This is a genomic window from Enterobacter cloacae complex sp. SYL003, assembly GCF_049236925.1.
Taxonomy (GTDB): domain Bacteria; phylum Pseudomonadota; class Gammaproteobacteria; order Enterobacterales; family Enterobacteriaceae; genus Enterobacter; species Enterobacter intestinihominis.
This window is the reverse complement of record NZ_JBMKJK010000012.1, coordinates 36,780-61,590: the sequence shown is the minus strand read 5'-3', so window position 1 is coordinate 61,590 and position 24,811 is coordinate 36,780. Positions and strand designations below refer to the sequence as shown.

38 protein-coding genes are annotated in these 24,811 nt (G+C 51.5%); 20 read left to right on the top strand and 18 right to left on the bottom strand.

The window, feature by feature from the left end:
• Positions 1–63 precede the first annotated feature (63 nt).
• Positions 64–156: a stress response membrane protein YncL gene (yncL, locus tag ACOT1A_RS16070; RefSeq protein WP_071524166.1), complete on the bottom strand. Its 93-nt coding sequence runs from the start codon at positions 154–156 to the stop codon at positions 64–66.
• Positions 157–526: 370 nt separating this feature from the next.
• On the opposite strand from yncL, the gene ACOT1A_RS16065 reads away from it, so the two are divergent.
• The gene (locus ACOT1A_RS16065; RefSeq protein ID WP_022647775.1) at positions 527–775 is read left to right on the top strand and encodes a GlsB/YeaQ/YmgE family stress response membrane protein; all 249 of its coding nucleotides are present in this window, start codon (positions 527–529) and stop codon (positions 773–775) included.
• 52 nt (positions 776–827) lie between these two features.
• On the opposite strand, the gene yoaJ is transcribed toward ACOT1A_RS16065, so the two are convergent.
• The 3 genes from yoaJ to ACOT1A_RS16050 are packed head-to-tail and all read right to left on the bottom strand — an operon-like array spanning position 828 to position 2,075.
• Positions 828–902 carry a protein YoaJ gene (gene yoaJ, locus ACOT1A_RS16060; protein ID WP_071785224.1) on the bottom strand — a complete coding sequence of 25 codons (75 nt, stop codon included), beginning with the start codon at positions 900–902 and terminating at the stop codon, positions 828–830.
• The gene (locus ACOT1A_RS16055; RefSeq protein WP_015570793.1) at positions 903–1,001 is read right to left on the bottom strand and encodes a YoaK family small membrane protein; all 99 of its coding nucleotides are present in this window, start codon (positions 999–1,001) and stop codon (positions 903–905) included.
• Positions 1,002–1,046: 45 nt separating this feature from the next.
• Positions 1,047–2,075, bottom strand: a complete 1,029-nt coding sequence (locus ACOT1A_RS16050) for a sensor domain-containing diguanylate cyclase (RefSeq protein WP_022647776.1) — start codon at positions 2,073–2,075, stop codon at positions 1,047–1,049.
• A gap of 313 nt (positions 2,076–2,388) precedes the next feature.
• Here ACOT1A_RS16050 and ACOT1A_RS16045 point away from each other — a divergent pair, with 313 nt between their 5' ends.
• Positions 2,389–2,643 (top strand): DUF333 domain-containing protein, encoded by a 255-nt coding sequence (locus ACOT1A_RS16045; RefSeq protein ID WP_022647777.1) that lies wholly within the window; start codon positions 2,389–2,391, stop codon positions 2,641–2,643.
• 80 nt (positions 2,644–2,723) lie between these two features.
• Positions 2,724–3,029, top strand: a complete 306-nt coding sequence (locus ACOT1A_RS16040; protein ID WP_022647778.1) for a hypothetical protein — start codon at positions 2,724–2,726, stop codon at positions 3,027–3,029.
• Here ACOT1A_RS16040 and ACOT1A_RS16035 read toward each other — a convergent pair whose 3' ends face one another.
• The gene (locus ACOT1A_RS16035) at positions 3,030–3,374 is read right to left on the bottom strand and encodes a DUF488 domain-containing protein (RefSeq protein WP_022647779.1); all 345 of its coding nucleotides are present in this window, start codon (positions 3,372–3,374) and stop codon (positions 3,030–3,032) included.
• Between the two features lie 150 nt (positions 3,375–3,524).
• On the opposite strand from ACOT1A_RS16035, the gene ACOT1A_RS16030 reads away from it, so the two are divergent.
• Positions 3,525–4,232, top strand: a complete 708-nt coding sequence (locus ACOT1A_RS16030; RefSeq protein ID WP_022647780.1) for a CTP synthase C-terminal region-related (seleno)protein — start codon at positions 3,525–3,527, stop codon at positions 4,230–4,232.
• Between the two features lie 31 nt (positions 4,233–4,263).
• Here the strand turns inward: ACOT1A_RS16030 and ACOT1A_RS16025 are convergent, their stop codons facing one another.
• Entirely contained in the window at positions 4,264–5,451 is a 1,188-nt protein-coding gene (locus ACOT1A_RS16025) for a CynX/NimT family MFS transporter (RefSeq protein WP_276170103.1), read from the bottom strand.
• Between the two features lie 99 nt (positions 5,452–5,550).
• Between ACOT1A_RS16025 and ACOT1A_RS16020 the strand changes: the two genes are divergently transcribed.
• The gene (locus tag ACOT1A_RS16020) at positions 5,551–6,342 is read left to right on the top strand and encodes an AraC family transcriptional regulator (RefSeq protein ID WP_023305889.1); all 792 of its coding nucleotides are present in this window, start codon (positions 5,551–5,553) and stop codon (positions 6,340–6,342) included.
• Here the strand turns inward: ACOT1A_RS16020 and ACOT1A_RS16015 are convergent.
• The 3 genes from ACOT1A_RS16015 to ACOT1A_RS16005 all read right to left on the bottom strand — a co-directional run bounded on the left by ACOT1A_RS16015 (position 6,326) and on the right by ACOT1A_RS16005 (position 10,262).
• Positions 6,326–6,772 (bottom strand): DUF441 domain-containing protein, encoded by a 447-nt coding sequence (locus tag ACOT1A_RS16015; protein WP_003857881.1) that lies wholly within the window; start codon positions 6,770–6,772, stop codon positions 6,326–6,328. The two genes, ACOT1A_RS16020 and ACOT1A_RS16015, sit on opposite strands and share 17 nt — an antisense overlap.
• 106 nt (positions 6,773–6,878) lie before the next feature.
• Entirely contained in the window at positions 6,879–8,915 is a 2,037-nt protein-coding gene (locus tag ACOT1A_RS16010; RefSeq protein ID WP_276170102.1) for a glycoside hydrolase family 31 protein, read from the bottom strand.
• Positions 8,916–8,930: 15 nt separating this feature from the next.
• On the bottom strand, positions 8,931–10,262 hold the full coding sequence (locus ACOT1A_RS16005) for a glycoside-pentoside-hexuronide (GPH):cation symporter (protein ID WP_023299825.1): 1,332 nt from the start codon (positions 10,260–10,262) through the stop codon (positions 8,931–8,933).
• Between the two features lie 285 nt (positions 10,263–10,547).
• Between ACOT1A_RS16005 and yoaI the strand changes: the two genes are divergently transcribed.
• Positions 10,548–10,649, top strand: a complete 102-nt coding sequence (gene yoaI / locus ACOT1A_RS16000; RefSeq protein ID WP_017384693.1) for a small membrane protein YoaI — start codon at positions 10,548–10,550, stop codon at positions 10,647–10,649.
• 20 nt (positions 10,650–10,669) lie between these two features.
• Here yoaI and ACOT1A_RS15995 read toward each other — a convergent pair whose 3' ends face one another.
• From ACOT1A_RS15995 to ACOT1A_RS15965, 7 genes are all read right to left on the bottom strand, one after another.
• Positions 10,670–11,170 (bottom strand): YbaK/prolyl-tRNA synthetase associated domain-containing protein, encoded by a 501-nt coding sequence (locus ACOT1A_RS15995; protein ID WP_023299826.1) that lies wholly within the window; start codon positions 11,168–11,170, stop codon positions 10,670–10,672.
• Between the two features lie 219 nt (positions 11,171–11,389).
• Positions 11,390–12,532, bottom strand: coding sequence for a phage integrase Arm DNA-binding domain-containing protein (locus ACOT1A_RS15990; RefSeq protein WP_032103854.1), 1,143 nt, complete (start codon positions 12,530–12,532; stop codon positions 11,390–11,392).
• A complete protein-coding gene (locus tag ACOT1A_RS15985; RefSeq protein ID WP_022650818.1) occupies positions 12,507–12,770 on the bottom strand; it encodes an excisionase in 264 nt (87 codons plus the stop codon). Before ACOT1A_RS15985 ends, ACOT1A_RS15990 begins: the two co-directional genes overlap by 26 nt.
• 32 nt (positions 12,771–12,802) lie before the next feature.
• Positions 12,803–13,219 carry a hypothetical protein gene (locus tag ACOT1A_RS15980; protein WP_233176676.1) on the bottom strand — a complete coding sequence of 139 codons (417 nt, stop codon included), beginning with the start codon at positions 13,217–13,219 and terminating at the stop codon, positions 12,803–12,805.
• Positions 13,220–13,342: 123 nt separating this feature from the next.
• On the bottom strand, positions 13,343–14,005 hold the full coding sequence (locus ACOT1A_RS15975) for a hypothetical protein (protein WP_421625529.1): 663 nt from the start codon (positions 14,003–14,005) through the stop codon (positions 13,343–13,345).
• Positions 14,005–14,832 carry a hypothetical protein gene (locus ACOT1A_RS15970; protein ID WP_047746053.1) on the bottom strand — a complete coding sequence of 276 codons (828 nt, stop codon included), beginning with the start codon at positions 14,830–14,832 and terminating at the stop codon, positions 14,005–14,007. The genes ACOT1A_RS15975 and ACOT1A_RS15970 overlap by 1 nt, the downstream gene beginning before the upstream one ends.
• A complete protein-coding gene (locus ACOT1A_RS15965; RefSeq protein WP_421625527.1) occupies positions 14,832–15,191 on the bottom strand; it encodes a hypothetical protein in 360 nt (119 codons plus the stop codon). Before ACOT1A_RS15965 ends, ACOT1A_RS15970 begins: the two co-directional genes overlap by 1 nt.
• Before the next feature lie 508 nt (positions 15,192–15,699).
• Between ACOT1A_RS15965 and ACOT1A_RS15960 the strand changes: the two genes are divergently transcribed.
• Both ACOT1A_RS15960 and ACOT1A_RS15955 read left to right on the top strand, forming a co-directional pair.
• Positions 15,700–16,158 (top strand): hypothetical protein, encoded by a 459-nt coding sequence (locus ACOT1A_RS15960; RefSeq protein ID WP_022648914.1) that lies wholly within the window; start codon positions 15,700–15,702, stop codon positions 16,156–16,158.
• Between the two features lie 287 nt (positions 16,159–16,445).
• The gene (locus ACOT1A_RS15955; RefSeq protein WP_415347652.1) at positions 16,446–16,745 is read left to right on the top strand and encodes an ECs_2282 family putative zinc-binding protein; all 300 of its coding nucleotides are present in this window, start codon (positions 16,446–16,448) and stop codon (positions 16,743–16,745) included.
• A 323-nt stretch (positions 16,746–17,068) separates the two neighbouring features.
• On the opposite strand, the gene ACOT1A_RS15950 is transcribed toward ACOT1A_RS15955, so the two are convergent.
• The gene (locus ACOT1A_RS15950; RefSeq protein ID WP_421625526.1) at positions 17,069–17,701 is read right to left on the bottom strand and encodes a LexA family protein; all 633 of its coding nucleotides are present in this window, start codon (positions 17,699–17,701) and stop codon (positions 17,069–17,071) included.
• A 100-nt stretch (positions 17,702–17,801) separates the two neighbouring features.
• Between ACOT1A_RS15950 and ACOT1A_RS15945 the strand changes: the two genes are divergently transcribed.
• The 12 genes from ACOT1A_RS15945 (at position 17,802) to ACOT1A_RS15890 (ending at position 23,977) form a co-directional block, all read left to right on the top strand.
• On the top strand, positions 17,802–18,005 hold the full coding sequence (locus tag ACOT1A_RS15945) for a Cro/CI family transcriptional regulator (RefSeq protein ID WP_032637917.1): 204 nt from the start codon (positions 17,802–17,804) through the stop codon (positions 18,003–18,005).
• 22 nt (positions 18,006–18,027) lie between these two features.
• Positions 18,028–18,582 (top strand): YmfL family putative regulatory protein, encoded by a 555-nt coding sequence (locus ACOT1A_RS15940; RefSeq protein ID WP_047359615.1) that lies wholly within the window; start codon positions 18,028–18,030, stop codon positions 18,580–18,582.
• Between the two features lie 163 nt (positions 18,583–18,745).
• The gene (locus ACOT1A_RS15935; protein ID WP_032619902.1) at positions 18,746–18,925 is read left to right on the top strand and encodes a DUF4222 domain-containing protein; all 180 of its coding nucleotides are present in this window, start codon (positions 18,746–18,748) and stop codon (positions 18,923–18,925) included.
• Positions 18,915–19,793, top strand: coding sequence for a conserved phage C-terminal domain-containing protein (locus ACOT1A_RS15930; RefSeq protein ID WP_045338880.1), 879 nt, complete (start codon positions 18,915–18,917; stop codon positions 19,791–19,793). Before ACOT1A_RS15935 ends, ACOT1A_RS15930 begins: the two co-directional genes overlap by 11 nt.
• Complete coding sequence (locus ACOT1A_RS15925) at positions 19,790–20,284, top strand: hypothetical protein (RefSeq protein WP_150320511.1); 495 nt, start codon at positions 19,790–19,792, stop codon at positions 20,282–20,284. The genes ACOT1A_RS15930 and ACOT1A_RS15925 overlap by 4 nt, the downstream gene beginning before the upstream one ends.
• The gene (locus tag ACOT1A_RS15920) at positions 20,284–20,943 is read left to right on the top strand and encodes an MT-A70 family methyltransferase (RefSeq protein ID WP_150320512.1); all 660 of its coding nucleotides are present in this window, start codon (positions 20,284–20,286) and stop codon (positions 20,941–20,943) included. Before ACOT1A_RS15925 ends, ACOT1A_RS15920 begins: the two co-directional genes overlap by 1 nt.
• A complete protein-coding gene (locus tag ACOT1A_RS15915) occupies positions 20,940–21,167 on the top strand; it encodes a hypothetical protein (protein WP_023305905.1) in 228 nt (75 codons plus the stop codon). The genes ACOT1A_RS15920 and ACOT1A_RS15915 overlap by 4 nt, the downstream gene beginning before the upstream one ends.
• Positions 21,164–21,484, top strand: coding sequence for a LexA family transcriptional regulator (locus ACOT1A_RS15910; protein ID WP_045325141.1), 321 nt, complete (start codon positions 21,164–21,166; stop codon positions 21,482–21,484). Before ACOT1A_RS15915 ends, ACOT1A_RS15910 begins: the two co-directional genes overlap by 4 nt.
• Positions 21,481–21,870, top strand: a complete 390-nt coding sequence (locus ACOT1A_RS15905) for a RusA family crossover junction endodeoxyribonuclease (RefSeq protein WP_047746043.1) — start codon at positions 21,481–21,483, stop codon at positions 21,868–21,870. The genes ACOT1A_RS15910 and ACOT1A_RS15905 overlap by 4 nt, the downstream gene beginning before the upstream one ends.
• Before the next feature lie 24 nt (positions 21,871–21,894).
• Entirely contained in the window at positions 21,895–22,611 is a 717-nt protein-coding gene (locus ACOT1A_RS15900; RefSeq protein ID WP_058647135.1) for a phage antirepressor KilAC domain-containing protein, read from the top strand.
• Entirely contained in the window at positions 22,608–23,597 is a 990-nt protein-coding gene (locus ACOT1A_RS15895; RefSeq protein ID WP_150320514.1) for a DUF968 domain-containing protein, read from the top strand. Before ACOT1A_RS15900 ends, ACOT1A_RS15895 begins: the two co-directional genes overlap by 4 nt.
• A 14-nt stretch (positions 23,598–23,611) precedes the next feature.
• Entirely contained in the window at positions 23,612–23,977 is a 366-nt protein-coding gene (locus ACOT1A_RS15890) for an antiterminator Q family protein (protein WP_150320515.1), read from the top strand.
• Positions 23,978–24,010: 33 nt separating this feature from the next.
• Here ACOT1A_RS15890 and ACOT1A_RS15885 read toward each other — a convergent pair whose 3' ends face one another.
• Positions 24,011–24,781: a hypothetical protein gene (locus ACOT1A_RS15885; protein WP_154825786.1), complete on the bottom strand. Its 771-nt coding sequence runs from the start codon at positions 24,779–24,781 to the stop codon at positions 24,011–24,013.
• Between the last annotated feature and the right edge of the window lie 30 nt (positions 24,782–24,811).

Sequence of the window (24,811 nt, the reverse complement as noted above, 5' to 3'; positions counted from 1 at the left end):
CAAGTATGCGCGTTAAGCCCGCACGTAATTGAAAGGAAAGCCACCATGCCGACTCATTACATCTCAGAACCACTCAAACCGTGTTGAGAGCAGTAACAGTAGCGTACTGGCAGAAACAAGATTAAGGCAGATGACGAACTTGCTCGATACGTTCATGTTATCAGATTCACTTTGCTGTTCAGTAGCCACAGAGAATAGCGGTTCACCTCCTGGGAAAAAACGCCAGATTTTGGTGGGGTGAGGCAAAAAAAAGCCCACTAAAAAGTGGGCAAGAAATACTGGAAGCAATGTGAGCAATGTCGTACTGAATACCTGAGTGATTTGCTCAACTATTCAGTAATGAGAAAGATAATCTTTCTCAGTAAAAGATGCAACCCCACGATGAGTGTGGAACGGCAATTTTTATTGCTCAGATTTTACTCAAACGAACCGTGTGATTCTTATCACAAATTTCCTTTCTCAGATCCTGTGCTATCCTTTTCTGTGTCGTTGATTTAATGACAAAAACCATACAGAGAGGAAAGCTATGGGAATTTTATCCTGGATTATCTTTGGGCTGATTGCGGGGATCCTGGCGAAGTGGATTATGCCGGGCAAAGATGGCGGCGGTTTCATCGTCACGATCGTTCTGGGGATTGTGGGTGCAGTCGTCGGTGGCTGGATCAGTACCCTGTTCGGCTTTGGCAGAGTTGATGGCTTCAACTTCGGCAGCTTTGTCGTCGCGGTGATTGGCGCGCTGGTTGTTCTGTTTATCTACAGAAAAATCAAAAGCTAAATCTGACCTGTGTTAAAAAGGCTGCCTGAGGGCGGCCTTTTTACTTTGGGCGTTACCACCAGCCTAACTGCGTACCGGCGACGGCCACGATGGCGACAATCAGCATGATGAGGGTCGTTTTTCTCATTTATGCCCCCGGCGCGGCGTAACCGCCAAGGAAAAACCAGCCTAAAAACACGACTGCCGTGATAAAAATAACCACCGGAAAGAGGATCCCTATTCTCATGCCATCACCTGTTTGAGTTTGTATAAGGCCGTAGAGTGTACGGTTTTAATCTAACGCGACAAAGCCTGTTTTGTTTTTTCCTTTTTTATCCTGATACATCGCGAGGTCTGCGGTGCGCAGGGCACTATCTTCATCTGTGCAGTGAGGATCAACAATAACGACGCCATAGCTTGCACCGGGATAGAGAATAGTGACATTACCTAACCCATATTCACCCGCGATACGGCCGTTGAGGCGGGTTTTGATAGCGTTGACCTCTGTGCTGGCGTCGCCATCATCGCTGTGACTCAGGCTGGCAACCAGAAATTCATCGCCGCCGAGCCGGCCGATAATTTCGTCCTGCGTTTGCTGGTGAGTCAGACGATTGCCGACCTGAACGAGGAACCGATCGCCCGCTTCATGACCGTACTGATCATTGATTCGCTTGAAATCATCGAGGTCAATAAAGGCAATCATGACGTTGCGGTTAAGATGGCGCGCCAGTGAGAACAGGGTGGTAAGGTTTTCAAAAATGGCGCGACGGTTCGGCAGGCCGGTAAGGGCGTCGGTGTAAGAGTGGGCAATGAGCGCCGCATTTGCTTCACGAAGCTGAAGCACAAGCGACTCTTTCTGAATGTACTGACCAATTAACCCGGCAAAGAGCCTGATCACCTGCTCGCCACGCTCGCTGAACTGTTTCTGTGCGGTGCTGGCAGCGCAAAGCGTGCCGTACAGAGAACCGTCAGCCAGGTGAACCGGCACGCTCATATAGGTTGTAATACCCAGTGCTTTTGCCGCTTCACACTCCGGCCAGCGGTCGGGCACCTCGTTACTGAACAAGGTGTCGCTATCCATGGCGCGCTTACAGAGCGTTTCGTCCCAGGGCACGCTGAACCCTTCCGGGATCTGCATTTGCTTGCTGTTACGGGCATATAAAATGTGCTGCAAACGCGCGTTGATATCGATTTTGGTCAGGTAGGTTGATTCCATATCCGTCACAATTTCCAGCATTTCCAGTAGCTGACGCACCAGACTGTCGAGAGATTGCTCGGTGGAGAGGGTTTCTGAAACACGGGCAAGAATGATATCTGACATGAGGCAGGTTGACTCCCATGCAGAAGACCTCTGTATCTGCATGTTATGCTGAAAATATAGACTCCGGTCATAGTAAAACATGAACTGGATTAATTTTATAGATTCTTCTGAAAGCGGATGAAGGAGAGGCTAAAAAAAAGCCCCGATGTTGAGATCGGGGCAAAACATCTTGATTACGGAATGATGTTCTCTGGTCAGAGTGAGAACAGACACCACTATAGGGATGAATCGTGCAGGTTTAATGGAGAAATCATGGAGAAAACGGCGATGACCCGTTACTCTGACGTTTTCAACACCCTGAAGGATCATGATAATGAAATATCTTCTCCTGGCGCTGGTTTTACCGCTGGCCGCATGCTCAACAAAGACACCTCCTCCCGATGCGCCTCAACCGCCGCACGCTATTGGTATGGCAAATCCGGCGTCAGTGTACTGTCTGGAGAAAGGGGGAGAGCAAATCCCTGTTCAAAGCCCGCAGGGTGTACGTACCGAGTGCAAATTGCCAGGCGGGGAAGTGATCGATGAATGGGATCTCTACCGCCGCGATCATCCGCAACCGACCAGATGACAACGGCAATAAAACTGCGATACACTTCTCTTTAGGATTATTCTTAGCCAGTTTCTGGCGGTACGTTTGCGAGAAGAAGTATGTTTCAGTTAAAACCGGGCAGCATGGCGATAATTGTGGGTGCGCGTACGACGGCGGGCCGTCGAAATATCGGTAAATCCGTGGAGCTGTTTGGCCTTTGTCAGCCGGGCCAGCGTTTTGTGAACCCGGTTAACGGCGTCATGACGCAATTACCTGATACATCAGCGCGTGCGCTGTGGCTGGTCACCGGTGATGTTTACGCCTTTGATAATCAGCACGGTTTTGCGTTTGTTCGCCCGGAACATTTGATGCCGCTTACTCCCGACGAGATGCCACACAACGTGGATGAGCTGGCAATCGGTTAATCACAGTTCACGCAGCCAGTCCGCCAGTACCCGCGCGTGATTCTGCTCCGTATTTTTCGCCCCATAGAGTAGCGTCACGGTCTGCTGTCGGGCGAGGGCCGCCAGGCGTTTGCCTTCATCCTGCTGCTGCGCCAGCTCTTTACGATAGGCTTCACTGAACGCGGTGAAATCGATCGTTTCACTGTGAAAGGCTTTCCGCAGTTCGCTGGACGGCGTTAGCGCTTTACACCACTCATCACAGGCGAGGTCGGTCTTTTTTATCCCTCGCGGCCAGAGTCTGTCTACCAGCACCCGGTAACCATCGTCTGACGTTGCCTGCTCATAGACGCGCTTACATTGAATCATCCGTTTTCCTCCTACCGTTCGACGTTCGGCAAGAACACTATAGCACCCGGCGTTTAACCACCCAATTTAAGGTATTGTGATAATTGCAAAAGATCGGTAGTCTGAGGTTCCTTATGTTATCTGAAAATCCTCCGGCATAAGGAATCTCTCATGGAACTCTCCCCGGTTAAAACGACGCTGCGCATTGCGCTGGTTGGTGATTACAATCCCGATGTTATTGCGCACCAGGCGATCCCGCTGGCGATTGACGACGCCGCTGCGGTTCTGGATCTCACCGCTGATTATGACTGGCTCGCCACGCCTGAGCTGACCAACCCCGAAGACCTGGTCGGGTACGATGCCATCTGGCTGGTACCGGCAAGCCCGTATAAAAACACCGAGGCGGCGTTTATTGCCGCGCGTTACGCGCGTGAAAACAGCATCCCTTTTCTCGGCACCTGCGGCGGGTTCCAGCATGCGCTGATTGAGTATGCCCGTAATGTGCTGGGTTGGCACGATGCAGGCCATGCCGAAACCGATACCGAGGGGAGGATGGTGATTGCGCCGCTGGCCTGCTCGCTGGTGGAAAAAACCGACGCGATTGAGCTGCGGAACAACACGCTGATTGCCAAAGCGTACGGCAAGCCGGAAATTCAGGAAGGTTATCACTGCAATTACGGCGTCTCGTCTGAGTTTGCCAGCCAGCTTGAGCGGGGCGACATGCGCGTAACGGGCTGGGACGAGCAGGGCGAGATCCGCGCGGCAGAGCTGCTGACCCATCCTTTCTTTGTCATCACCCTGTTCCAGCATGAGCGGGCTGCGCTTCAAGGGCGCCCGGTGGTGCTGGTACAGGCCATGCTGCGGGCGGCGCAGGGATAAAAAAAGCAGACCGTCAGGTCTGCCTTGAATGTCAGCGGGGTGTGATCTCCCGGTCACGCCCGGCCAGCATGCCGCACAGGGCCATCACTACCGCAGCCAGCGCGCAGGCCAGCAGCGGAATGCGCCAGTCTCCGGCGGTATCGTGAATTTTCCCCATCAGCGGTGGGCCACAGGCCGCCAGCAGATAGCCAATCGACTGTGCCATGCCGGAGAGCGCGGCGGCCTGATGGGCCGAGCTGGCCCGCAGTCCGATAAACGTCAGGCCGAGGATCATGGTGGCGCCGGATCCAAAGCCAAACACCAGCGTCCAGACGACGGCCAGCCCCGGCGCGAACCAGAACCCGGCCGCACTGACGGCGCACATCAGAGCGACAAGCCCGGCTATGCCACGCTGATCGTTAAGACGGTGCAGGATCAGCGGAATGGCGAGACCGGGAACAGCGGTTGCCAGCTGGAGAAGTCCGTGCATGGAGCCAGCCTGCGTTTCGCTGTAGCCGTGGCTAAGTAAAATCGCGGGTAACCAGCCGTTAATGACGTAGTAAATCAGCGAGTTAATGCCCAGAAAAAGCGTCACCTGCCAGGCGAGTGCCGAGCGCCAGATTGCCCGATTGTGCAACGCGCCCGCACCGGTCAGGGTGGCGGCCGGCCTCTTGCGCCATTGCGGTAACCACAGCAGCAGCGCCACCAGCGGGAAGAACATCAGCATCAACAGCGCCCCGTGCCAGCCAGCATTCCCCAGCGACAGCGGGACGATCAGCGCCGACCCTGCGGCAGCGGCGGCCCCCATCGTCAGCGAATAAGCCCCCGTCAGTTTTGCGACCTGGCCCGGAAAATCACGTTTGATTAATCCGGGTAACAGGACATTGCCCAGCGCAATCCCACAGCCCACGATCGCCGTACCGATAAACAGCAGCGAGGCCGACGGCAGCGAACGTACGCCAATCCCGATGCAAATCAGCAGCAGAGCGATAAAAAGGCTGCGCTCCATGCCCAGGCGCCGGGCGACGCCTGCGGCAAGGGGAGAGATAAAGGCGAAGGCCAGCAGAGGCAGCGTTGTGAGCAGGCCGGTTTGCGCCGTGCTTAAGCCATAGTCCTGTCGGATGGTGTCGAGCAGGGGGGCGACCCCGGTAAAGGTGACGCGCAGCGTCGTGGCGATCATCAGGATGCCTGCAACCAGCAGCGCGCCCTGTTTCCCGGAAGGTTGAATAGCAGTAGTCATTATTGTCTCTTACGTTCAGGCGAGCGCATACCATACCGATTTAAGTCGTGGTTGAAATCAGGCTAAAATGACAGTTTATCGCTAATATCGGACATCTTTATGTATGGACTGGGACTCGACGGCTACGATCCCGATAGCCAGCACGACGCGGCGGTGGCCTTTCGCATCCGCGTGGTGGCACAAGAACAGTACATTCCGCTGCATCAGCACCGCAAAGGGCAGCTGATTATGGCGTTGGGAGGAGCGATCACCTGTGAAGTAGAGAACGCGATGCTGATGGTACCGCCCCAGTATGCGGTGTGGATCCCGGGTCAAACGCCGCACAGCAACAAGGCGACGCCCGGCGCGCAGCTCTGCCTGCTGTTTATTGAACCCGGTGCGCTCGAATTGCCGACCCGTACCTGTACGTTGAAAATATCACCCCTGGTGCGGGAGCTGGTGCTGGCGCTCGCGGACAGGTCACAGGAGGAACTGCCTCTTCCCGCTACCGGAAGGCTGGTTGACGTCCTGTTTGATGAACTGCCCCTGCAACCGCAGGAGCATCTCCAGCTGCCGGTATCTCCGCATCCGAAAATTCGTCTGATGAGTGAGACCATGGCAAACGAACCTGCCGCCTGGCAGACGCTGGCGCAGTGGGCCAGCCACTTTGCCATGAGCGAGCGCAATCTGGCGCGGCTGGTGGTGAAAGAGACCGGCTTAAGCTTTCGCCGCTGGCGACACCAGCTCCAGCTGATTGTCGCATTGCAGTTTTTGATCGGCGGAAAGTCGGTCCAGCAGGCGGCGCAGGCGCTGGGGTATGACTCCACCACCGCCTTTATCACCATGTTCAAGAAAGGACTGGGACAGACGCCCGCCCGCTATATCGCCAGCCTGACTACGACTTCCCGATAAACAGCGAAACCAGTCCGGCAGCAATCAGCGGGCCAACCGGCACGCCACGAAATAGCGCCACGCCTAACACGGTGCCCACCAGCAGCCCGGCCACCAGAGAAGGCTGGCTGCTCATCAGCGTCACGCCGCGCCCGCCAAGCCATGAGACAAAAACGCCCACTGCAATCGCCACCAGCGATTTCCAGTTCACAAAGGAGTGCAGCAGCGTTGAGGCCGGTAGCGTTCCGCTGGCAATCGGGGCCATCACACCGATGGTCAAAATAATGATCCCGATGGTAAGCCCCTGTTTTTCTATCCACGGGAAGAAGGTGTTCAACGGTGTGACGCGAACGATGATCAGGACCAAAATGGAAATCGCGACGGTGGTATTGTGGCTGACAAAACCCAAAGCAGCCAGGGCCAGAAGTATGAGTAGTGTAGGGTCGAACATGACGGGATCCTTGCCAAAAATAGTAAGCCTGCTTACTTTACGCGCAAACGCGACGGCAGGCAGGCTTTACTAAAAAAATTGTCTATTTTTGGGCACTTGCCTGACGTCAGTCCACCAGTTGCTGGATAAGCGGACTCCCTTCGCGGATAAACACCGGGATGGTTTCCAGCGCCGCAGGCACCCGGATATGCTCCCCACCGGCGTAGCGCTCACCGTTGAGGGCGATCCAGCTATTGCCCGTCGGCAGCCAGACATCGCGCTCACGCTGACCGGCCTGCATAACCGGCGCCACCAGAAGATCTTCACCAAACAGATACTGATCTTCACACGCCCAGCTCTGCTTATCCTTCGGATAGTGCCAGAACAGCGGACGCATGAGCGGGTCTCCGTGCAGATGAGCCTGCCGGTACAACGCGTCAATATACGGGCGCAGGGTTTCGCGCACGGTAAGCCAGTGCTGCATGATGGCGTAATTCTCTTCTCCGTAACTCCACAGCTCATTAGGCGAACCGCTGTTACACTGAGGAATACCGTCACGGTAGCGCTCCGGAGGTTGGATCTGCGGTTCGCGATAGCCGTGCATGCGCAGTACCGGTGTAAACACCGCCCACTGGAACCAACGGATCAGCAATTCATGGAACGCCGGGTCGTTAACGTTCCCTCCCTGGAAGCCGCCGATATCGGTCGTCCACCATGGGATCCCCGCCAGCCCCATATTCAGTCCTGCGGCGAGTTGATTGCGAAAAGCATGGAACGAGGAGTGGACATCACCCGACCACGCCAGCACGCCGAAGCGTTGGCTGCCAGCCCAGGCGCAGCGTACCAGGTTAACAATGTCGGTTTCGCCGTTTGCCTGGAGCCCATCGTAAAAGCCCTGTGCAAAGTCACGCGGGTAGCGATTGCCCACTTCCAGTACCGGACCGGCGTGGTAGCGATAGTTGTCAAAATCATAGGCGCGATATTCCGGCTCCGCTTCGTCCAGCCAGAACAGCTTAATGCCCATGTCGTAGTAATTTTTTTTCACCGTATCCCAGACGAATTTCCGCGCCTCTGGATGGGTCGCATCAAAGAAGGTGGTATTGCCCATAAAATCGAGGTTGACCTGCACGCCGCGCTCACTGCTGACAAGCCAGCCTTTGGCTTTCATCAGCGGGTAGAGGGGGCTGCGCGCCTCTACCGTTGGCCACACCGACACCATCAGCGCAATACCCATTTCGCGCAGCTCGTCGACCATGCCTTCAGGATCGGGCCAGTCTACGGGGTCGAAGCACCAGGTGCCCTGATTCGGCCAGTGGAAAAAGTCGATGACCATCACCGACAGCGGCAGATTACGGCGGCGATACTCCCGCGCAACCTCAAGCACCTCCTGCTGGGTGCGGTATCGCAATTTGCACTGCCACAGTCCACTGATAAACGCCGGGGCGGGGGGCGGAGTACCGGTGGCTTTCACATACTGGCGGGTGATCTCCGCCACCGTGTCAGCGGCGGTGATCCAGTAGTCCATCTCTCCTGTGACGCGGGCGCGCCATTCCGTCTGATTTTTTGCAAAGCTGGCTTCACCAATCGCCGGGTTGTTCCACAGCAGGCCATAGCCAAGGCTGGACTGCATAAAGGGCACGCTGGCCTGGGAGTTGCGTTGAGCCAGCTCCAGCGTACAGCCTTTCAGATCCAGCCACGGCTGTTGATACTGACCCATGCCATAGATGCGTTCATCCGGACGCGATTCAAACCGGACGGTGAGCTGATATTTGCCGCCCATCAGCGGTTTAAATTCGCGGCTATCCAGCTTCAGAGCGCTGACATATTTATCCTGACTCTTCTCGCTGGCACCGATACCCACCGTTGAACGCTGGCGCCACATCTCCTCCAGCAGCAGTTCGCCGCGCTGATTGTAGAAGGCCAGCTGACCTTTAAGGTTCAGGGTCGCGGTAATATTGCCGTTGCGCAGCGTCAGGCTTTCCGCTTCGGCGACAATCTCGGCCTGGCAAGGGGTGGCGGGTAACAGTGCCTGTAAGGCGTCATCAAATGCCGGGGAGCAGGTGGCCCTGACGCGAAGACTGTTTTCTCCCCAGGGTTCGATGCGCAGGATCTGGCGTTCAAAACGCCATTCGATACAGTTGGAATGTTGAATCAGCTCACTCATGGATAATGCGTCCTTCTAAACAGGGTGTTTGGCGAGATGGATGGATTGCATTGTGCTGTCGTCGAGCTTGTACCAGCGCAGCGTGGCAAACGCGCAGAGCGACAAGATGCCAGGTACGACGGTGAAGAGGGCGATGATGCAGTACATGGCCGTGGTAGTTTGTTCCGGGGCATTGGCAACATAGCCGCTTAAGCCCAGCGTCCAGCCAACAATCGCGCCGCTGATCGCCATCCCCAGCTTGAGTACGGCGAGGAAGGTGGAGAAGATCACGCCGTCCATGCGTTTGCCCTGTTTCCATTCGCCGTAATCGGCGACATCCGCCATCATCACCCACATTAGCGTGGTGGTGGCCTGGTAAAGGGTGGAGACGATAAACGTCATGGGCACCAGAATAAGCACCGACTTAGGCGCAAAGAACAGGGCGATGCTGAGTACCCCCGCCAGTACGGAACAATATCCAAACATCTGCACTTTGCTGACGTTCTGCGTCAGACGTTTGGCCAGCGCGCTGCCTGCGGCTTTCCCGAGAATATGCGCGCCGAGCATCCACATAAAATAGCTTGCGCTACCGAGATAATAAGTGACGAAATACATCATTGCGCCAAGGCGAATAACGCCAAAACCAATATTGGTTAATACCAGGACGGCGACAACGCGCCATTGGTCGTTTCGTAATAAATCCCGTAGTTCCGCAAGATAATTATTGTGGGTGGCGGGAGCCTTAATACGTTCACGCGTATTGGCGAAGCAGATCCAGAACATGATGACCGCGACGGTCGCCATAATGGCCATCGCCCAGCGGTAGCCCAGTAATTTATCGTCGCCGCCTAAAAACTCTGCCAGCGGCATCATAAAGAATGTCGACAACGCGCCACCCAGCGTGGCAAGGAAAAAGCGATAAGACTGAAGGGAAATTCGCGCATCGTTGTCGGGCGTAATTACCGCGCCCATGGAGCAATAGGGAATATTGATTGCGGTATACATCAGCATCATCAGGGTATAGCTGACGGTGGCGAAAATCATTTTACCGTGCAGGTCGAGCGACGCCGGCACGGCGTAGGTCAGCAGACAGCTTGCGCCAAAGGGCAGCGCCAGCCACAGCATCCAGGGGCGGAATTTTCCCCAGCGGGTATGCGTCCTGTCTGCGATATAGCCCATCGCCGGATCAATTATGGCATCGGCGGTTCTCGCCAGAAGAAACATAGTGCCCACGAATGCGGCAGGTAACCCCACCACGTCCGTATAGTAAAACGTCAGAAAAATAATGACGTTATCCAGCCCAATATGGCTCGCCATATCGCCTAACCCATAACTGATTTTTTCTTTACGGGTAATTATCTCGGTCATTGTATTCACCTTGCCAGTGTAAGGTTTATTTATGAGGTGCTCCGTAAACAAGGTTAACCATCATGAAAAGGTTAACAATTGCGAGATCTGGCATCGGGGTTACGTAAATTTCTTTTCGTGATACCGGTAACAAATAAAGTATTTAAACAGTGACTTTATACGGGGGAGGGGAGTTAACAGCGAATCGTTTCAGCGAAAAATTGTCATTTCGCGGACGCGTCATTGTCATTTAACTGTCATTATGCGGGAGTAAAAAAAAAGGAAATGGGCAAGGCAGAGGGCATCATGAACGATCCTATGTTTGTCGAAACGCTGATTATCTCCTCATCGTTTTTTATCATCGCGATTATTTTGATTGCTTCCGTGCTGCTGCTGGAAAACGGCTGACCGTTAGCCAGCCTCTGTATTTATTGTTTACGGAACGACACCAGTTCAGGACGGGCGATACGCAGATAGTCCTGGGTATCCATAATCACCGATTTTTCCAGCAGACCGGCGTTAAAGGCGATCTCGTCAAAGCGCTCAAACAGCAGCGGATCGGCGACCAGCGTCAGATCCGGGTGAAAGCTGAAGGGGGGAATGGCGCCGAAAACGCAGCCGGTAAGCGCATCCACTTCGGCCGGACTGGCGAGAGATGCCTTAAGCCCTCCGAAATGGCTGGCCAGCAGGCTCAGATCGGCCTGCCGATCGGCGGCGAGGATTGCCAGAATATGTTTCTTAACGCCGTTGCCTTTTACCTTACAGACCAGCGCTTTTGCTCCCTGGCGGAGATCGGTCCCGCGAATTTCACTGACCGCTTCGCATTTCCCTACGGCCTCATGCGCCACCACACGAAAGTGCGCCTCCTGCTCGGTTAATAAGCTGATTAGCTGCTGATGGGTTGTCGTCCCGGTCACGTCATCAGACATAACGATTTCACCTGTGATTAGCCAATACGTAGCTTGCTACATTAGCACGGGAGGGAGAGGGCTGAAAGAAAACAGCCAGCGGGAGCGCTGGCTGTTGATTCATGCGTTGCTGGTGGAAGACTGTTTCTGGAGCAATTCGCTAAAATCTAAGTGACTGAATTTAATTCGTAAAACTCTTTCCCCAAAACATCCCCAAAATAATTCCCCAAAACTTCCTGTTTAAATCACAACTTTTTTCCATTCTAGACCACGATCATCTCCATACATTACGCTCATTGCTTCGGTTTTATGCCCTAAAAGAGTTTTGACATCTATACCCTGAGCTTTGTATGTTCTTGATGAAAGCGAGCGCTGTTCATGAAACGGCGGAAGGGCAGTGCAATCCTTAGGCCAGGTAATATTTGCTTTATCTCTTGCCTCCTTAAAATATCTTGATATTGTTTTTTCGGGAACGTGAGATCCGGCTTTACCGTAAGCGTGATGCTTAACATGGTGGATCAGATAAGGGCTCACTACTCTATCGCGACACTTACTAATAACATCAGCCAGAGTCAACCCGATTGCATCGCACTTTAAATTTAAGGGGATAGCTAACTTCATTCCGGTTTTATTTTGGGTAACATGAAGGTGATTATCCCAAATGTCACTAAACTTCATCTCGACTATGTCACCTATCCTTTGCCCGGTGACTAAAGCCAAAAGCATAGAATTTTGAGCGCAAGGCGGCAAAGAGCCTGCGCTTTCAAAAATCAATTTCCATTGTTCAATGCTAAGTCTGCTTCGTTTCACTTTGGCTATTGGATTTTTTACAGCTAAGGCTGGGTTGTAGCCAGGATCAACCTCGCCAGCATGCTGCGCCTCTTTGAACACGTCGTTTAGTACGCTTCTTATCAGTTGGCCCATTCTGTGCTTTCCCTCTGCCTTATATTCATCAATAATTTTTGCAATGAGCCTTGTATCAACATCCTTCAGGCGAAGGTTTGGCACTCTATCTGCGAGAATCTGAGAACATAATCGTCTGGATTTTACAGTAGGGTTTTTTATCTCACCGTCACGCAACCTTTCCATCTGAATTTCGATGTATTTTTTAATCCACTCAGAAACACGTATACCTTGATCCTTTTTCCCTGAGCTCTTCATTGCCATATCAATCAGAGCATAAGATTGCTGAGTTTCTTGTTCTGCGGTTATACGGTTCATCTCGATTGCAGCAGCTTTTGCCGCTTCATCATCTGTTCCGAATCCAATAAATGAACCTGTTACAGGGTGGCGATATTGCCAATAAATTTTTGAAGTACGCTTATCTAACTTACAGTAAAGGTTGGGTATTTTGACATTATGTTTTCTGGGGCGAGCTGCCATTTATTGCTTTCTCCACTAACTGGCGGGCCTTGTCTGATAATGATGACGAAATATCAACACTGCCAACCATGCCAACAAAACGAGCATCTTCATCTATAACCCAGCGTCGACCTTGCTTTAAGGCTGGCGGATAAGTCTGTTTGGTCTTTGCTATTTTGTTTAATGCTGAGTTGCTTAATGGATATTTGAATCCATTAGGACCAGATGCCCACTCATGAAGTGTTACTAACTGCCCCATGCGTTTCTCTCCACTTAACCGGCTGCACCCGGCTATCTTTTATAGAAAATGCATGATGAGCACCCACCACGGAGGCCATCATTGCAGGTACGACATCTTTTCGTTTCGTTGTTATAAAGCTGGTTGGCCATCTCCTTTGAAATAAGTACTGGCATAGGAACGCGGATAACCAGCTTTTTGAGCCTGTCGATTTCACCGGCAAGCTCCAGCAGGCGGGAGCGGCAATCCTCTGCCTCTTCGCGCCACCAGGCCACGTCTGCTTTAAGGCGGCGCACGCGCCGCTGTTTGAGTTTGCTCACCATATGCCACACCCGGTCACGGATATCAGCTGACAGATAGCTAGCATCACCACTGTGATAACCAATACTTTGGCAGAAGGCATTATTCGTTCCTCTCTCGGCCCAGGTATGAAAGAGCGCTAATCGCCTTTGGCTTAAAATCATCGCCATAAATCAACTCCTTCAGCTTGTCTAAATCAGCCTGTGATTTTATGCGGAAAGTTAATTGAACTATTCCAGCTAATTGAGCATTACCGTTAACTGCGCAGTAGTGGGAAATGTATCTGTTTTCCATCACTTGACCTCCTGCTGCGGTGCTGCTGCTATCATCCTGCGATAGACATCGTAAGTTCCAAACTGCTCATCACCAGCCTCAAGCATTTCATGGGTAGGCTCGACCGGCACCGCCACCCAACCATCCGGAATCACCGGAGAGTCGAGATCATCCCGCTCTGCAAGGATTTTCTCAGCGTCGATTTCAATGCCGGAGTTGCGAATGGTTTCCACCGCATCGCGCAACTTGTAAGCTGTCGTTACAGGTTCGGCACCCTGAAGGATGGCGGCGCGGCAGGCGTCAAACACCGCATTGTTAAACTTCACACCTTCAAACAAGATTTTTCCATTATGCTCAAACCAGAACTCAGCCTTCTCAGCATCAGGTAAGAGCCCTTTCAGCACATCATCAGGCACAGATACCGGCGCTGGCGTGGCGGTGTAAAGCGGCGTTACTTCTCGCAGCGGGTCGGCATAAGCATTGCCACTATCGAAGCTGACGTTGTTTTTTGCGCCGCCGCCTGACAGTAGCCACGCCACAGGCTCCGCTTCGAGCGATGCCAGCGCCAGCTTCATCGCAGCAAGCGCCCGTGCTGCATCTTCGTTTACTGCTCCGGGCGTCGCATCGCGCTCTTCTTCAAGCTCCGCGATTGTCTTCAGTAGCCATTCTTTGGTAAGGGTAATCATGATGCTGCTCCATGACGCTGAACGGCGATAGCTTTGTGCTCGTCGATGATTTCCACGACTTCTGCATGGACCAATCCTTCGAGATAGATAACACCTGTGTCGCTTATACCCGCCAGGCTGATCAGCTCTACAAGGCGACGCGCTTTCTTAATGCTAATTTCTGGCGCTATAACGCTGCGGGTGACTTTCTTCTTACCTTTGGCAGCAGCAGAAGCTTTATCCTTCTGAAGAACCTCACCGGCCTTTTCGCCAAACTCTTTTACTCGGTCAACGGCCACATCTACAGACACGGTCCCGGACTTAACTTCTTTCTGAACGTCGTGATTGGCTGTGCTAAGAAGCAGAAGCTTTTCGACAGTAGGGACAGACTTGTTGATCAGTTTTGCTATCTCGCTGGTGGTCTGGTTGAAGGCGTTATGTAGCTCCTGAATAACAGCTGCCTGTTCCATATCGGATAGCGGGAGCTGGTTGTTACTGGTCATGATGCGCGCCAGGCGCTGAACATCGCTACCGTTGAACGGCATGATGTGGATGCGGTCTACTGGCTTACCAGCTTCTGCACAGCGCGCATAGCAGCGACGCCGACGGTGGCCTTCAACAACCCACACTCCACCTTCATCACGGGCGATAACCTCCAGCGGGGGAACGGATCCACCGTTCATCAGATAGTTGAAGAGGTCATCATCTGCCTGGCGGGTACGTTCATCATCTTCGCGTTTGTTGAAACCTTCACGCACATGGATTTGGTCAAGGCTGATGAACATCCCGGTATCGGTGCGCTTGATGGTCCCGTCACGTGTCATTTGCTTGAATGAGTTAGCCATCAGAGAGCCACCTCGTTATTTTGGGAAATGACGACGGTAGACAGCTCACGCAGTTCTCGCTGGGCTTCCAGTAAATGAATATTGGTTCTGGTCTTCGTGTGGCGTTCAACAATGCGGTCACACTCTTTGGCCCAGCTTGCGACATCTTCACGCAGGGTAGCGTTCTGGGCATCCAGTTCCTTACGCTGAGCCATCGCTTCACAAAGCGCGACGCTGGTATAGTCCAGGCGGTTAGCCAGTTCGGTCATAATGCCGCGATAAGCTGGCGGAAGGAGAGGGGCGGCCTTACGCGCTGCGTCGATCAGCTGCTCCCGGGTCATGCGTGGTTGTAACTCGGTGACGTTCTGTGTGTTCGTCATGGATAGTTTCTCCGTGTTATACGCGCTCTGCACAGCGCTGAATTTTGGTTGCACGAATCCCTCGCCGATTGGCGACAAAAAATAAAGGGGTTTCGTTTTAATAAGCACCCAACCAGGGCACTTAGTGAAACGGGCGGCTGCCACCGCCAGTTAGCTTCTCCACAATTGAGAGCGCGTTCTCCTGAGTTGATTTAACGACTACGGCCTCTCAAGTTGAACGCTGAACGCGCTTTCAGTTGTGTAAAAGGGGCGGTCGACATTAAGGACATTCAAAACTGCCGACCGCCAAGACTACACACAGCAATCAAAACTTTGCCTGTCTTTTCACCACATCAGGCTCGGTGGATCTGGCTATTCCCCAACAACCAGAGTTCAGTTAATCTGGATATCCCCAGCAACCACATGAGTACTTTTCAATGAAAAATTATTCAGATTATGAAGAGCGGCACATGTCTCCTTTTAAGAGACCTGAGCCACCAAAACCCAACGACGAAGACTGAGGTACCGCATGAACCGCGACGATATAATTTTTGATATTCATTATTCGCACTATCTGGAAAAGATGTTTGCCACCCTTACAGGGCGGATTGACCGAATAATTACGTTCATAATTATTTTGTCCGGGTGCGGCGTATTTGTTTCCGTGACTGGCTATTTTATTGTCGGCGCATTGATAGCTGCGTTGTCGATCTGCCAGGTTGTATTTCAGTTCTCCCGGGCGTCAGGTGTTGCGGCAGAGCATGCAAGAAAATACCTGGCATTGATCACAGATGAGCCAGCACTATCGAATGAGGAATTGTTGTCCCGCTTTAAACTTTTGCAGGATTCCGATTCGGAGCCATGGGGATCGCTTAAACCAGCCGCGCATAAACGCGCTTCAATAGTGCTTGGTCGCATTGACAATTCCCGTGCTCTCACTAGCAAAGAGGCTTTTCTCGCGAGGCTTGGGGGAGATCTTCCAGTATAGGATTTCAAGATGATTGAAAGAGCTGGTGGACATAAGCCAACACAACCACGGCCACCTGTCCAACCAAGTCCCCGCCCGCAGGGTTAGGGATATCCAGATTGTTAAAGAGCAAAGCGTCCTATGGGCGCTTTTTTATTTTCTGAATGCATCCTCGTCTCTTCCGAGGTGTCACACCTGATCGCCATGCTGGTGAAACGTCTCTGGCTGTCGTACACAACTGGCTTGCACATTCCGGCTACCCGCTGGATCGGGATACTGCCTAATGAATCCCCGGACCGCTGCGGCACATGTGCCATATGCCGTACTGCAACTGCTGCCTGTCTTTTCACCACATCAGGCTCGGTGGTATTCTTGGAGTTCTCACACAACCAAGAAGGATATTACAAATGGACGAAGTTAAGTTCTCTTGCCCAGAATGCAGTGGCGAACTCTTCGATAGCACCGCGATACCTGAAGGTTCTGACAGTTTTGCGGGAGCTGTCTGTGGAAATTGTGGTCACGTTGTAACTGAAGACGAGAGCTCTCAGTTCGATGATCAGCTTGCCAATGATTACTTCGACAATCTCACCAGGAACCTTTTCGATTAATGGCAAGTAACGCTTGCTGACCGCCTCAACAACCTGCGTTTGAGCTTTCAAGGCGCTGCAATCTACATGCAGCGTCAATTCGACATAGCCACAGCTCTTACACTTATTGCTAATAGGCGCAAAGGTCTCGCCGGCTGGCAACTTAATCGTCTTTCTTTTTGCGCTTGTGCTCATACTGCCTACCCACAATGTTCGCTGCTGATGGATGTAATATTAGACATCTTACATTTACAGTCAAGTCAATTTTGTAAGTTTACTTACTATTATTTTTTGAGCACTAAAAAGCCCGCGCGAACGGCGGGCTTGTAAGGGTTGGGCTTGGTCTAAAGATCAATGATTATTTGCTTAACTATACCAATTAGATTGGTTTCTTGGTTCACCTCAATGGGTTTGAACGCCGGATTTAGTGGAATCAGGTACGAAAAAGGGGGATCTATCGCTAGTTTTTTTAAGGTCGCCTCACCGCCAGAAACCGTTTGAGCCACGACAATTTTACCGTTTGCTTCATCCACGAAGCCGAACTCGGGCTCAACGATTACAATAGAACCTTCAGGAATACTCAACTCCTTACTGGAAGTCATTGAATCCCCTTTAACCCTCAAAGCAAAGGCTGAATCGGAAAGCTTGCGAGTCGTTTTAACTTGCTCATTGCTTGGATTGCCAATTACTTCAGTCCAATTGCCAGCTTGCACCCAGGATATCAGAGGGACCTCTCTGGCAGACATTAAGTTGATGTTAATGCCATTTTCGATATCGCCTGAACCAAAAAACAACCACTCCGGCGAACACTGAAGGCACTTACACACCAGTATCAAGTTTTCACCAGAAAGTTTAGTTAAATCACTTTCCCACTGGGTCACAGCAGACGCGCTTACTCCAGCCCACTCAGCGACATCGCGCTGGGTTAGTTTTTTCTGCTTTCTTCTGAATCTCAGTCTGCTGCCAACGGTATCCATATAATCTCCTCGGAATGCACGTTAGCAATCTTACATTTTATTGACGTAAGTATGCTGTCCATATACGATGTAAGAATGCTAACTAATGAGGATTCAAACCATGCATAAAGGGACAGTCGTCGACTACTACGGCGGCATTTCTAAAACCGCAGTTGCCTTAGGGGTAACCCACAGTGCCGTTTGTCAATGGGGAGAGGTCATTCCAGAAAAACAGGCTCTTTACATCGAAAGAATTACAAACGGGAAGTTGAAATACGACGCCTCTCTCTACAGCAAATTTAACAATTCTCAACACAAGCAGTAACCACAGAAAAGAGGATATGACCGTGGGTAAAGAACCTGAATGGAAAGTTGAGAAGCAGCCCGCATGGCTGGTGGCTGCAATCAGGAAGACAATTGCCGCTTTGCCAGGCGGATACGCTGAAGCGGCGGAGATTCTGGACGAAACCCAGAACTCACTCTTTAACCGCCTTCGTGCTGGTGGCGACCAGATCTTTCCAATGGGCTGGGCAATGGTGCTTCAAAGCGCTGCTGGAGTAAGTTACATCGCTGACGCGTTCTCTCGTGAAACTGATAACGGAATTCACGTTCCCGGCGCCGTGCCTGATGATGAAAACGAAGAGATTGGCCTGAAACTGGCCGAGCTGGTGGGGAGGCTTGGTGAGCTGGTCAATGCTTACCGCCATTACATTGAAGATGGTGTAGTTGACCGGAGCGAGTGGCAAAGTCTTAACGATATCGCATATCAGTTCAGGGTCACCCTCATGACGTTCCTGAACCTTATTTCCCGTGTTTATTGCCTTCCAGAAATGGGTGAGGCCCGCGAGTGTGCAGCTCCGGGCCCCTTGGCGTGTCGTATCAGTGGAGAAACTAACGCATGAACAGTGTAACGGTAAACAACCGTCTCCCGCAACTCCGTGGTATTCCCGTTGTTGGAACCTCGTCGTTTCGGTATGAGCGGATGGTATCAGGCCGCTGGGTTCCATGTAACCACAGCAGGGCTATGGCGATTGTGGGGGTCTGGCGTCGGAAGGGGAGAGCGCTATGCGAGAACTTAACCGGCGTTTCAGAGATCACTATGGCGTCCCGGTGCGGGTCATCAGATGGGAGCCCGAGACCCGACGCGTTATATACCTCCGCGAAGGGTACGATCATGAGTGCTTCAGCCCTCTTGAGCAATTCCAGCGTAAATTTACAGAGTTAAAGGACGACCATGAGCACTAAATTAACCGGTTACGTTTGGGACGCTTGCGCTTCTTCAGGCATGAAGTTGTCCAGCGTTGCCATCATGGCGCGTCTGGCAGACTTCAGCAGTGATGAAGGGGTTAGTTGGCCTTCCATTGCTACCATTGCGCGCCAGATTGGTGCTGGTGAGAGCACGGTACGCACAGCTATTTCTCAGCTGGAAAAAGACGGTTGGCTGACTCGCCAGCAGCGTCGTAAAGGCAACCGCAATGCATCGAATGTTTACCAGCTCAATGTTTCGAAATTACAGGCAGCTGCCTTTTCTCACCTGTCAGAATCTGACGCGTCAAAATCTGATGCATCAAAATCCGACCCGTCAAAATTTGATGCGTCGAAAAACAGTAATAATGGCAGTTTTCACCCGTCAGAATCTGGTGGGGATCCGTCAGTAAAATCAACTACTGATCCATCAGATAAAAAACCTAATTGTCAGGTTGCGTCGCAACCCGACACTGCATGTGTCAATCAGGTTGATTTGATAACTGGTCAGGCAGTCTTAATCCTCAACCATCTCAATGACGTTACTGGTAAGACATTCCGCAAGGGGAAAAGCTCCCTGGATAATATTCGCGCCAGACTTCGTGAGAACTTCACACACGATGAGTTGCTGTTGGTTATTGATTACAAGCACGAGCAGTGGAAAGACACGAAATACTACGAACACATGCAGCCCACAACTTTGTTCAGGCCAACGAAGTTCGAAGGATATTTGCAGAACGCGTTGCGCTGGAATAGCAAAGGCCGACCTAAGCGTGAGGACTGGGATGCAGTCCGCAAACAAGATCCATTGAAATTCGGTCAGCCAGACAAAGTCATCCCAGCAGGTTTCAGAGGAGCGAACTCATGAGTCTTCTGAAAGATATTCAAATTTTCATCGCTGATAATCCTGGTTTAACGAACAAACAGATTGCAGCATCAATGCCCCAGTACGACGTTCACGCTGTTCAGCGCGGTGTATGCCACCTGGTCAAACTAAATCGCGCAACACGCCAGCATAACGGTAAGTGCTACCAGTATTTTGCCAAAGCACCGGGTGGGGAGATTGGCGAGGGGCGTTCTGCACTGAAAATCAACCGGGCTGATAAACCAGCTGTACCAGAACAGGAAGAAGGTCTGAATCCGGCTGTGACCACAATGATGGATAAGGCTCAAGGCCTGTTTGAAAAAGGTCTCTACCAGCGTGCAGCCACGGTTCTGATGGATGCCTTCAATCGCTCTAAGAACGAAGAGCAGCGGATGAAGATACTGATTGAGCGTCAGCGTTGCTTGAGCATGGCGCCGAAAGTGAAAGCACCCTCTGATGCATGGTGTCTGGCTGGCCGAGCGAGGAATGTCTGATGAAATACTCACTGATTTACGCTGACCCAGCCTGGCTTTATGACAACAAAGCCAGTAACGGTGCAGCAGAAGATCACTACGACACGATGAAACTGATCGACATGAAGCGCTTGCCGGTTTGGGACTTGGCTGCCGATGATGCGGTTCTGGCTATGTGGTTCACCGGTACGCACACCCGAGAGGCTATCGAGCTGGCTGAAGCGTGGGGCTTTAAGGTCCGCACGATGAAGGGCTTTACCTGGGTAAAGTTCAACCCACTGGCAGAGAAGCATATCAACAAAGTACTTCAGGCAGGCCGTGTGGAAGATTTTTACGACTTCCTCGACCTGCTGAACGCACAGACACGCATGAACGGCGGGAACTACACCAGAGCCAATACCGAAGACCTGCTAATCGCCACCAGGGGAAATGGACTGGAACGCAAGTGCGCCAGCATCAAGCAGGTTATCTACAGTCCACTCGGTGAGCACAGCCAGAAGCCAGCAGAGGCGCGTTTCCGTCTGGAGAAGCTTTACGGTGATGTTCCACGCATCGAACTATTCAGCCGTTGCGGTGCGCCTGGCTGGGACCACTGGGGAAATCAATCTGAATCACCAGCTGTTGAGCTTATACCGGCAGTTGCCGTTCCCATGAAAAAACTACAGGAGCGCGCTGCATGAAAAAGCTATCTACCGAGCATGAGAACGCTGTGCGTGATGTAGCCCGTCAATGCAACGATGCCATCAAAAAAGCCCTAAAGCAGAATCCAAAGCCAAGCTGGAATGTCGTAGTGCCTCCGATCCTGAAGGAGTACCACGAGAAGGTTAAACCGATGGGCGTAAGCCTGGTGATGTTCAACAGCGTAATCGGACGCCTGAACGGGCGTTATGGAGTCGAGTCATGATCGAATTAACGCCGCGTCAGAATGAAGTGTTCGAAGCTATCAAGGTTCATATCGAAAAGGCTGGCTTCCCACCTACGATGCTGGAACTTGCCGGATTAATTGGCTGCGCATCACCGAACGCTGCTGTAGCGCACGTGAAGTCACTTAAGAAAAAGGGTTACATCACTGTTGCTCCTGGCGCAGCCAGGGGCATTACCGTCGTCAAAACGGAATGGGATGCAGATCCAGTGACGATCATCAAAGACCTGCTATCCGGTGGAGATAAGGCCAGAGATAACGCTGTTGAATGGCTGAAAAAACAGGGAGTGACGTTATGAAACTGGTGCTCCCGTTCCCACCGAGCGTAAACACATACTGGCGAGCCCCGAATAAGGGGCCATTAAAGGGCCGCCATTTGATCAGCGCTAAAGGCAGGGCATATCAAAGCGCGGCCTGTGTCGCCATTGTCGAGCAGCTTCGCTTCCTTCCAAAGCCATCAACAGCCCCGGCTGCCGTCGAAATTATGCTGTACCCACCAGACGAACGCCGCCGCGACATCGACAACTACAACAAGGCTCTGTTTGATGCGCTTACGCACGCTGGAATTTGGGAGGATGACAGCCAGGTGCAGAGAATGCTGGTGGAGTGGGGGCCGAAGGTACCGGGTGGACGTGTAGAAATATCGATCAAGAAACATGAACCTCAGGCGGGTGCAGCCGCCTGATAAGTGGAGAAGAGCATGAATCAGATGAACATCACCGTAACGTGTCCTACGCACCATGCCGCCGCGATAGGTCAGCAGATAACGATGTCCAGTCGTGAAATTGCGAAGCTGGTCGATTCCCGTCACAGCAATGTCTGCGTAACCATTGAGCGACTGATGAAATCCGGCGTTATTGGGGGGTATGCTGCAATGCAGTACACCCATCCTCAGAACCAGCAGACTTACCATTACTACGAAGTTAACAAGCGAGACAGCTATGTGATCGTCGCGCAGCTGTGCCCGGAGTTTACTGCCCGTCTGGTTGATCGCTGGCAGGAACTGGAGAGCGGGGCCGGGATGGTTGTTCCCCAAACACTCCCTGAAGCGCTCCGGCTCGCCGCTGATCTTGCTGAACAGAAGCAACGTCTGAGTGAAGAACTGGCAATTGCCGCACCGAAGGCTGAATTTGTTGATCGCTACGTCAAAGCCACCGGGTCAATGACATTCCGGCAGGTTGCCAAGCTCCTTAACGCCAAAGAACCCGAGTTCGCGATGTTCCTCATTGAGAATGGCATCATGTACCGCCTGAACCGCGTGCTTACTCCGAAGAGTAAACACATCGAAGCAGGCCGATTTGAAGTTAAGACCGGGACCACCAACCAGACAAACTATGCGTTCAATCAGTCTCGTTTCACTGCGAAAGGGGTGCGCTGGATAGGTGGACTTTGGGCAGAGTATGTCGCTAAGGGGCAAAATGCGTGAGAGCCATACTGACGCCTGAAATTGCGCCGATGTCCGGGGTGGTTCTGTTCCGCCCTGGTACCGAACTGCTCTGGCTATTCCGTCAGGGAAGGGTAGTTATTGAGCCACCATCCGAAGCCATCCAGCATCTGCCGTCCGGAATAATCCCTGAAGCCCACCAACCTCTTACTGATGATGCCAATATGCAGGCCATTTTCGTTAACGAGAGGGTTATTCAGCGAGCTGGTGGGCTGAGTAGCCTTGATGCCTGGCTGGAGAGAAAATTTGAATGTCAGTGGCCTCACACTGACTGGCATGCCAGTGACTTTACGGTGATGCGCCACGCTCCGGGGAGCATTCGTCTTTGCTGGTCTTGTGATAACCATTTACGTGAGCAAACCACTGAAAGACTGGCAGGAATTGCCATGCAGAACCTGGTAAAATGGTTACTCGAAAGGGTGAATATTATGCTGGGATTCAGCGAAGACCACACCCTGACACTTCCGGAGTTCTGCTGGTGGATGGTACGTAACGATTTGGCTGACCTTATTCCTGAATCAGTGGCGAGCAAAGCCCTCAGGATTAAGCCTGAATCGCACACTTCCGTAATGCGGGAAAGCGACATTGTTCCGTCATTACCGGCGACTGAAATCCTCCAGGAGAAGGTTAAAAAGATAGTCTCGGTGAAAGTCGATCCTGAATCACCGGAATCTTTCATGCTGAGGCCAAAGCGCCGCCGCTGGGAGAACGATAAGTACACCCGCTGGGTGAAGTCGCAGCAGTGCTGTTGCTGTAATAACCCGGCAGACGACCCCCACCACCTGATAGGCCACGGGCAGGGTGGAATGGGTACCAAAGCGCATGACCTGTTTGTGATACCGCTGTGCAGAGCGCATCACGACGAGTTACACGCTGATCCCGTGGCATTTGAAGCGAAATACGGCGACCAGTTAACGCTGCTGTTTCGGTTTTTAGATCGTGCGCTGGCAATCGGCGTATTAGCATGAAATGTGGAGAAAACATGCGTGATATTCAGATGGTATTAGAGCGTTGGGGGGGCTGGGCCGCGAGCGATAGCTCTGGCGTGGATTACTCGCCAATTGCTGCTGGTTTCAAAGGACTTCTTCCTCAAACAAGTAAACCCCGCCTATCTTGCTCTGATGACGATGCCCTGATTATCGAAGGGTGTTTGGCTCGGCTTCAAAAACGAAAACCCTATGAACATTCGCTTTTAGTTGCGCATTATCTATATGGCATCTCGAAACGGAAAATTGCGAGAGCTAAAAAGAAGGATGAAAGATTAATACGGATTGAAATACAAATGGCCGAGGGGTTTGTTGATGGATGCCTGGCTATGCTTGACATTCGGCTTGAAATGGATATGTAACCAATATTGCCACCATGTAATGGTGGCATTTGATTATTTTTTAATTAGAGGCAAGAATTTTTCAGCACTAACAAATAGTGGTTTATTTAGCGGTTGCAATAACCCCCCATTGCTATAGATGTCAAAAATAAAACGCATCTCTTTTTCATGCTGAAAATCATCTGGTTTAACCATGTGACCTTCTCGTAGCCAATAAACTATATCATTACATTCTTTATAGAGTTTGGCGTTGTCTATAAATATTTTCCTTGGGGTGTACCATATTTTATTGCAATACCATCTGATTTCTAATGGGTGAGTTATATCATTCGTAGTGAAAATTTCCTCACCACTTCGTACTCTTTTTGATATTTCATCAAGTATGGAACTAGCTAGCGAATCACCAAAAAGTTTTGTTCTGTCCTTGGGGAAGTACCAGTAATCATCATATTTTTCGAATATGTTCTTGCAAAGATCTGGTTTATCTAGTTCAGATATGCAAAATATGTATCTGTTAAATTTTATTAGTGAAGTGGTAGCATGATATTTTTCTGCATATATGTAATTTTTAAATAATGGATTTGGTTGAAGTTTAACTTTTTTTAAATTAAAACTACTTTGGCTATGAAATATTCCATTTAAATCATTGAATAATGGTAATGGCATATGAAAGTGATTTAAGTCGAAGGATAAATCTATCATCCCTTCTTCCTTATCAGCTATTTGTTGCTCTTCTGTATCTCTATATTCTGTTAAAGTGCCTACTTTTATAGTCTTTCTTTTCCTGATGTTATCTCTTTTGAAGCAACTCTTCACGAGGTACATGGTTGTCTCCCTATGCAAAAAAAAATTATC

What these genes read in the sequence shown, in the direction of transcription:
- ACOT1A_RS16005 (WP_023299825.1), bottom strand. Translation starts at nt 10,262, where the DNA reads ATGACCGAGATAATTACCCGTAAAGAAAAAATCAGTTATGGGTTAGGC.
- ACOT1A_RS16055 (WP_015570793.1), bottom strand. Translation starts at nt 1,001, where the DNA reads ATGAGAATAGGGATCCTCTTTCCGGTGGTTATTTTTATCACGGCAGTC.
- ACOT1A_RS15935 (WP_032619902.1), top strand. Translation starts at nt 18,746, where the DNA reads ATGCGAGAACTTAACCGGCGTTTCAGAGATCACTATGGCGTCCCGGTG.
- ACOT1A_RS15950 (WP_421625526.1), bottom strand. Translation starts at nt 17,701, where the DNA reads ATGGATACCGTTGGCAGCAGACTGAGATTCAGAAGAAAGCAGAAAAAA.
- ACOT1A_RS15905 (WP_047746043.1), top strand. Translation starts at nt 21,481, where the DNA reads ATGAAACTGGTGCTCCCGTTCCCACCGAGCGTAAACACATACTGGCGA.
- ACOT1A_RS15925 (WP_150320511.1), top strand. Translation starts at nt 19,790, where the DNA reads ATGAGTCTTCTGAAAGATATTCAAATTTTCATCGCTGATAATCCTGGT.
- ACOT1A_RS15930 (WP_045338880.1), top strand. Translation starts at nt 18,915, where the DNA reads ATGAGCACTAAATTAACCGGTTACGTTTGGGACGCTTGCGCTTCTTCA.
- ACOT1A_RS16050 (WP_022647776.1), bottom strand. Translation starts at nt 2,075, where the DNA reads ATGTCAGATATCATTCTTGCCCGTGTTTCAGAAACCCTCTCCACCGAG.
- yoaI (WP_017384693.1), top strand. Translation starts at nt 10,548, where the DNA reads ATGAACGATCCTATGTTTGTCGAAACGCTGATTATCTCCTCATCGTTT.
- ACOT1A_RS16010 (WP_276170102.1), bottom strand. Translation starts at nt 8,915, where the DNA reads ATGAGTGAGCTGATTCAACATTCCAACTGTATCGAATGGCGTTTTGAA.
- ACOT1A_RS16015 (WP_003857881.1), bottom strand. Translation starts at nt 6,772, where the DNA reads ATGTTCGACCCTACACTACTCATACTTCTGGCCCTGGCTGCTTTGGGT.
- ACOT1A_RS16025 (WP_276170103.1), bottom strand. Translation starts at nt 5,451, where the DNA reads ATGACTACTGCTATTCAACCTTCCGGGAAACAGGGCGCGCTGCTGGTT.
- ACOT1A_RS15955 (WP_415347652.1), top strand. Translation starts at nt 16,446, where the DNA reads ATGTGCCATATGCCGTACTGCAACTGCTGCCTGTCTTTTCACCACATC.
- ACOT1A_RS15900 (WP_058647135.1), top strand. Translation starts at nt 21,895, where the DNA reads ATGAACATCACCGTAACGTGTCCTACGCACCATGCCGCCGCGATAGGT.
- ACOT1A_RS15985 (WP_022650818.1), bottom strand. Translation starts at nt 12,770, where the DNA reads ATGGGGCAGTTAGTAACACTTCATGAGTGGGCATCTGGTCCTAATGGA.
- ACOT1A_RS15885 (WP_154825786.1), bottom strand. Translation starts at nt 24,781, where the DNA reads ATGTACCTCGTGAAGAGTTGCTTCAAAAGAGATAACATCAGGAAAAGA.
- yncL (WP_071524166.1), bottom strand. Translation starts at nt 156, where the DNA reads ATGAACGTATCGAGCAAGTTCGTCATCTGCCTTAATCTTGTTTCTGCC.
- ACOT1A_RS16040 (WP_022647778.1), top strand. Translation starts at nt 2,724, where the DNA reads ATGTTTCAGTTAAAACCGGGCAGCATGGCGATAATTGTGGGTGCGCGT.
- ACOT1A_RS15965 (WP_421625527.1), bottom strand. Translation starts at nt 15,191, where the DNA reads ATGACGAACACACAGAACGTCACCGAGTTACAACCACGCATGACCCGG.
- ACOT1A_RS16020 (WP_023305889.1), top strand. Translation starts at nt 5,551, where the DNA reads ATGTATGGACTGGGACTCGACGGCTACGATCCCGATAGCCAGCACGAC.
- ACOT1A_RS15920 (WP_150320512.1), top strand. Translation starts at nt 20,284, where the DNA reads ATGAAATACTCACTGATTTACGCTGACCCAGCCTGGCTTTATGACAAC.
- ACOT1A_RS15980 (WP_233176676.1), bottom strand. Translation starts at nt 13,219, where the DNA reads ATGGCGATGATTTTAAGCCAAAGGCGATTAGCGCTCTTTCATACCTGG.
- ACOT1A_RS16045 (WP_022647777.1), top strand. Translation starts at nt 2,389, where the DNA reads ATGAAATATCTTCTCCTGGCGCTGGTTTTACCGCTGGCCGCATGCTCA.
- ACOT1A_RS15945 (WP_032637917.1), top strand. Translation starts at nt 17,802, where the DNA reads ATGCATAAAGGGACAGTCGTCGACTACTACGGCGGCATTTCTAAAACC.
- ACOT1A_RS15890 (WP_150320515.1), top strand. Translation starts at nt 23,612, where the DNA reads ATGCGTGATATTCAGATGGTATTAGAGCGTTGGGGGGGCTGGGCCGCG.
- ACOT1A_RS16035 (WP_022647779.1), bottom strand. Translation starts at nt 3,374, where the DNA reads ATGATTCAATGTAAGCGCGTCTATGAGCAGGCAACGTCAGACGATGGT.
- ACOT1A_RS15910 (WP_045325141.1), top strand. Translation starts at nt 21,164, where the DNA reads ATGATCGAATTAACGCCGCGTCAGAATGAAGTGTTCGAAGCTATCAAG.
- ACOT1A_RS15995 (WP_023299826.1), bottom strand. Translation starts at nt 11,170, where the DNA reads ATGTCTGATGACGTGACCGGGACGACAACCCATCAGCAGCTAATCAGC.
- ACOT1A_RS16030 (WP_022647780.1), top strand. Translation starts at nt 3,525, where the DNA reads ATGGAACTCTCCCCGGTTAAAACGACGCTGCGCATTGCGCTGGTTGGT.
- ACOT1A_RS15970 (WP_047746053.1), bottom strand. Translation starts at nt 14,832, where the DNA reads ATGGCTAACTCATTCAAGCAAATGACACGTGACGGGACCATCAAGCGC.
- ACOT1A_RS15915 (WP_023305905.1), top strand. Translation starts at nt 20,940, where the DNA reads ATGAAAAAGCTATCTACCGAGCATGAGAACGCTGTGCGTGATGTAGCC.
- ACOT1A_RS15990 (WP_032103854.1), bottom strand. Translation starts at nt 12,532, where the DNA reads ATGGCAGCTCGCCCCAGAAAACATAATGTCAAAATACCCAACCTTTAC.
- ACOT1A_RS16065 (WP_022647775.1), top strand. Translation starts at nt 527, where the DNA reads ATGGGAATTTTATCCTGGATTATCTTTGGGCTGATTGCGGGGATCCTG.
- ACOT1A_RS15960 (WP_022648914.1), top strand. Translation starts at nt 15,700, where the DNA reads ATGAACCGCGACGATATAATTTTTGATATTCATTATTCGCACTATCTG.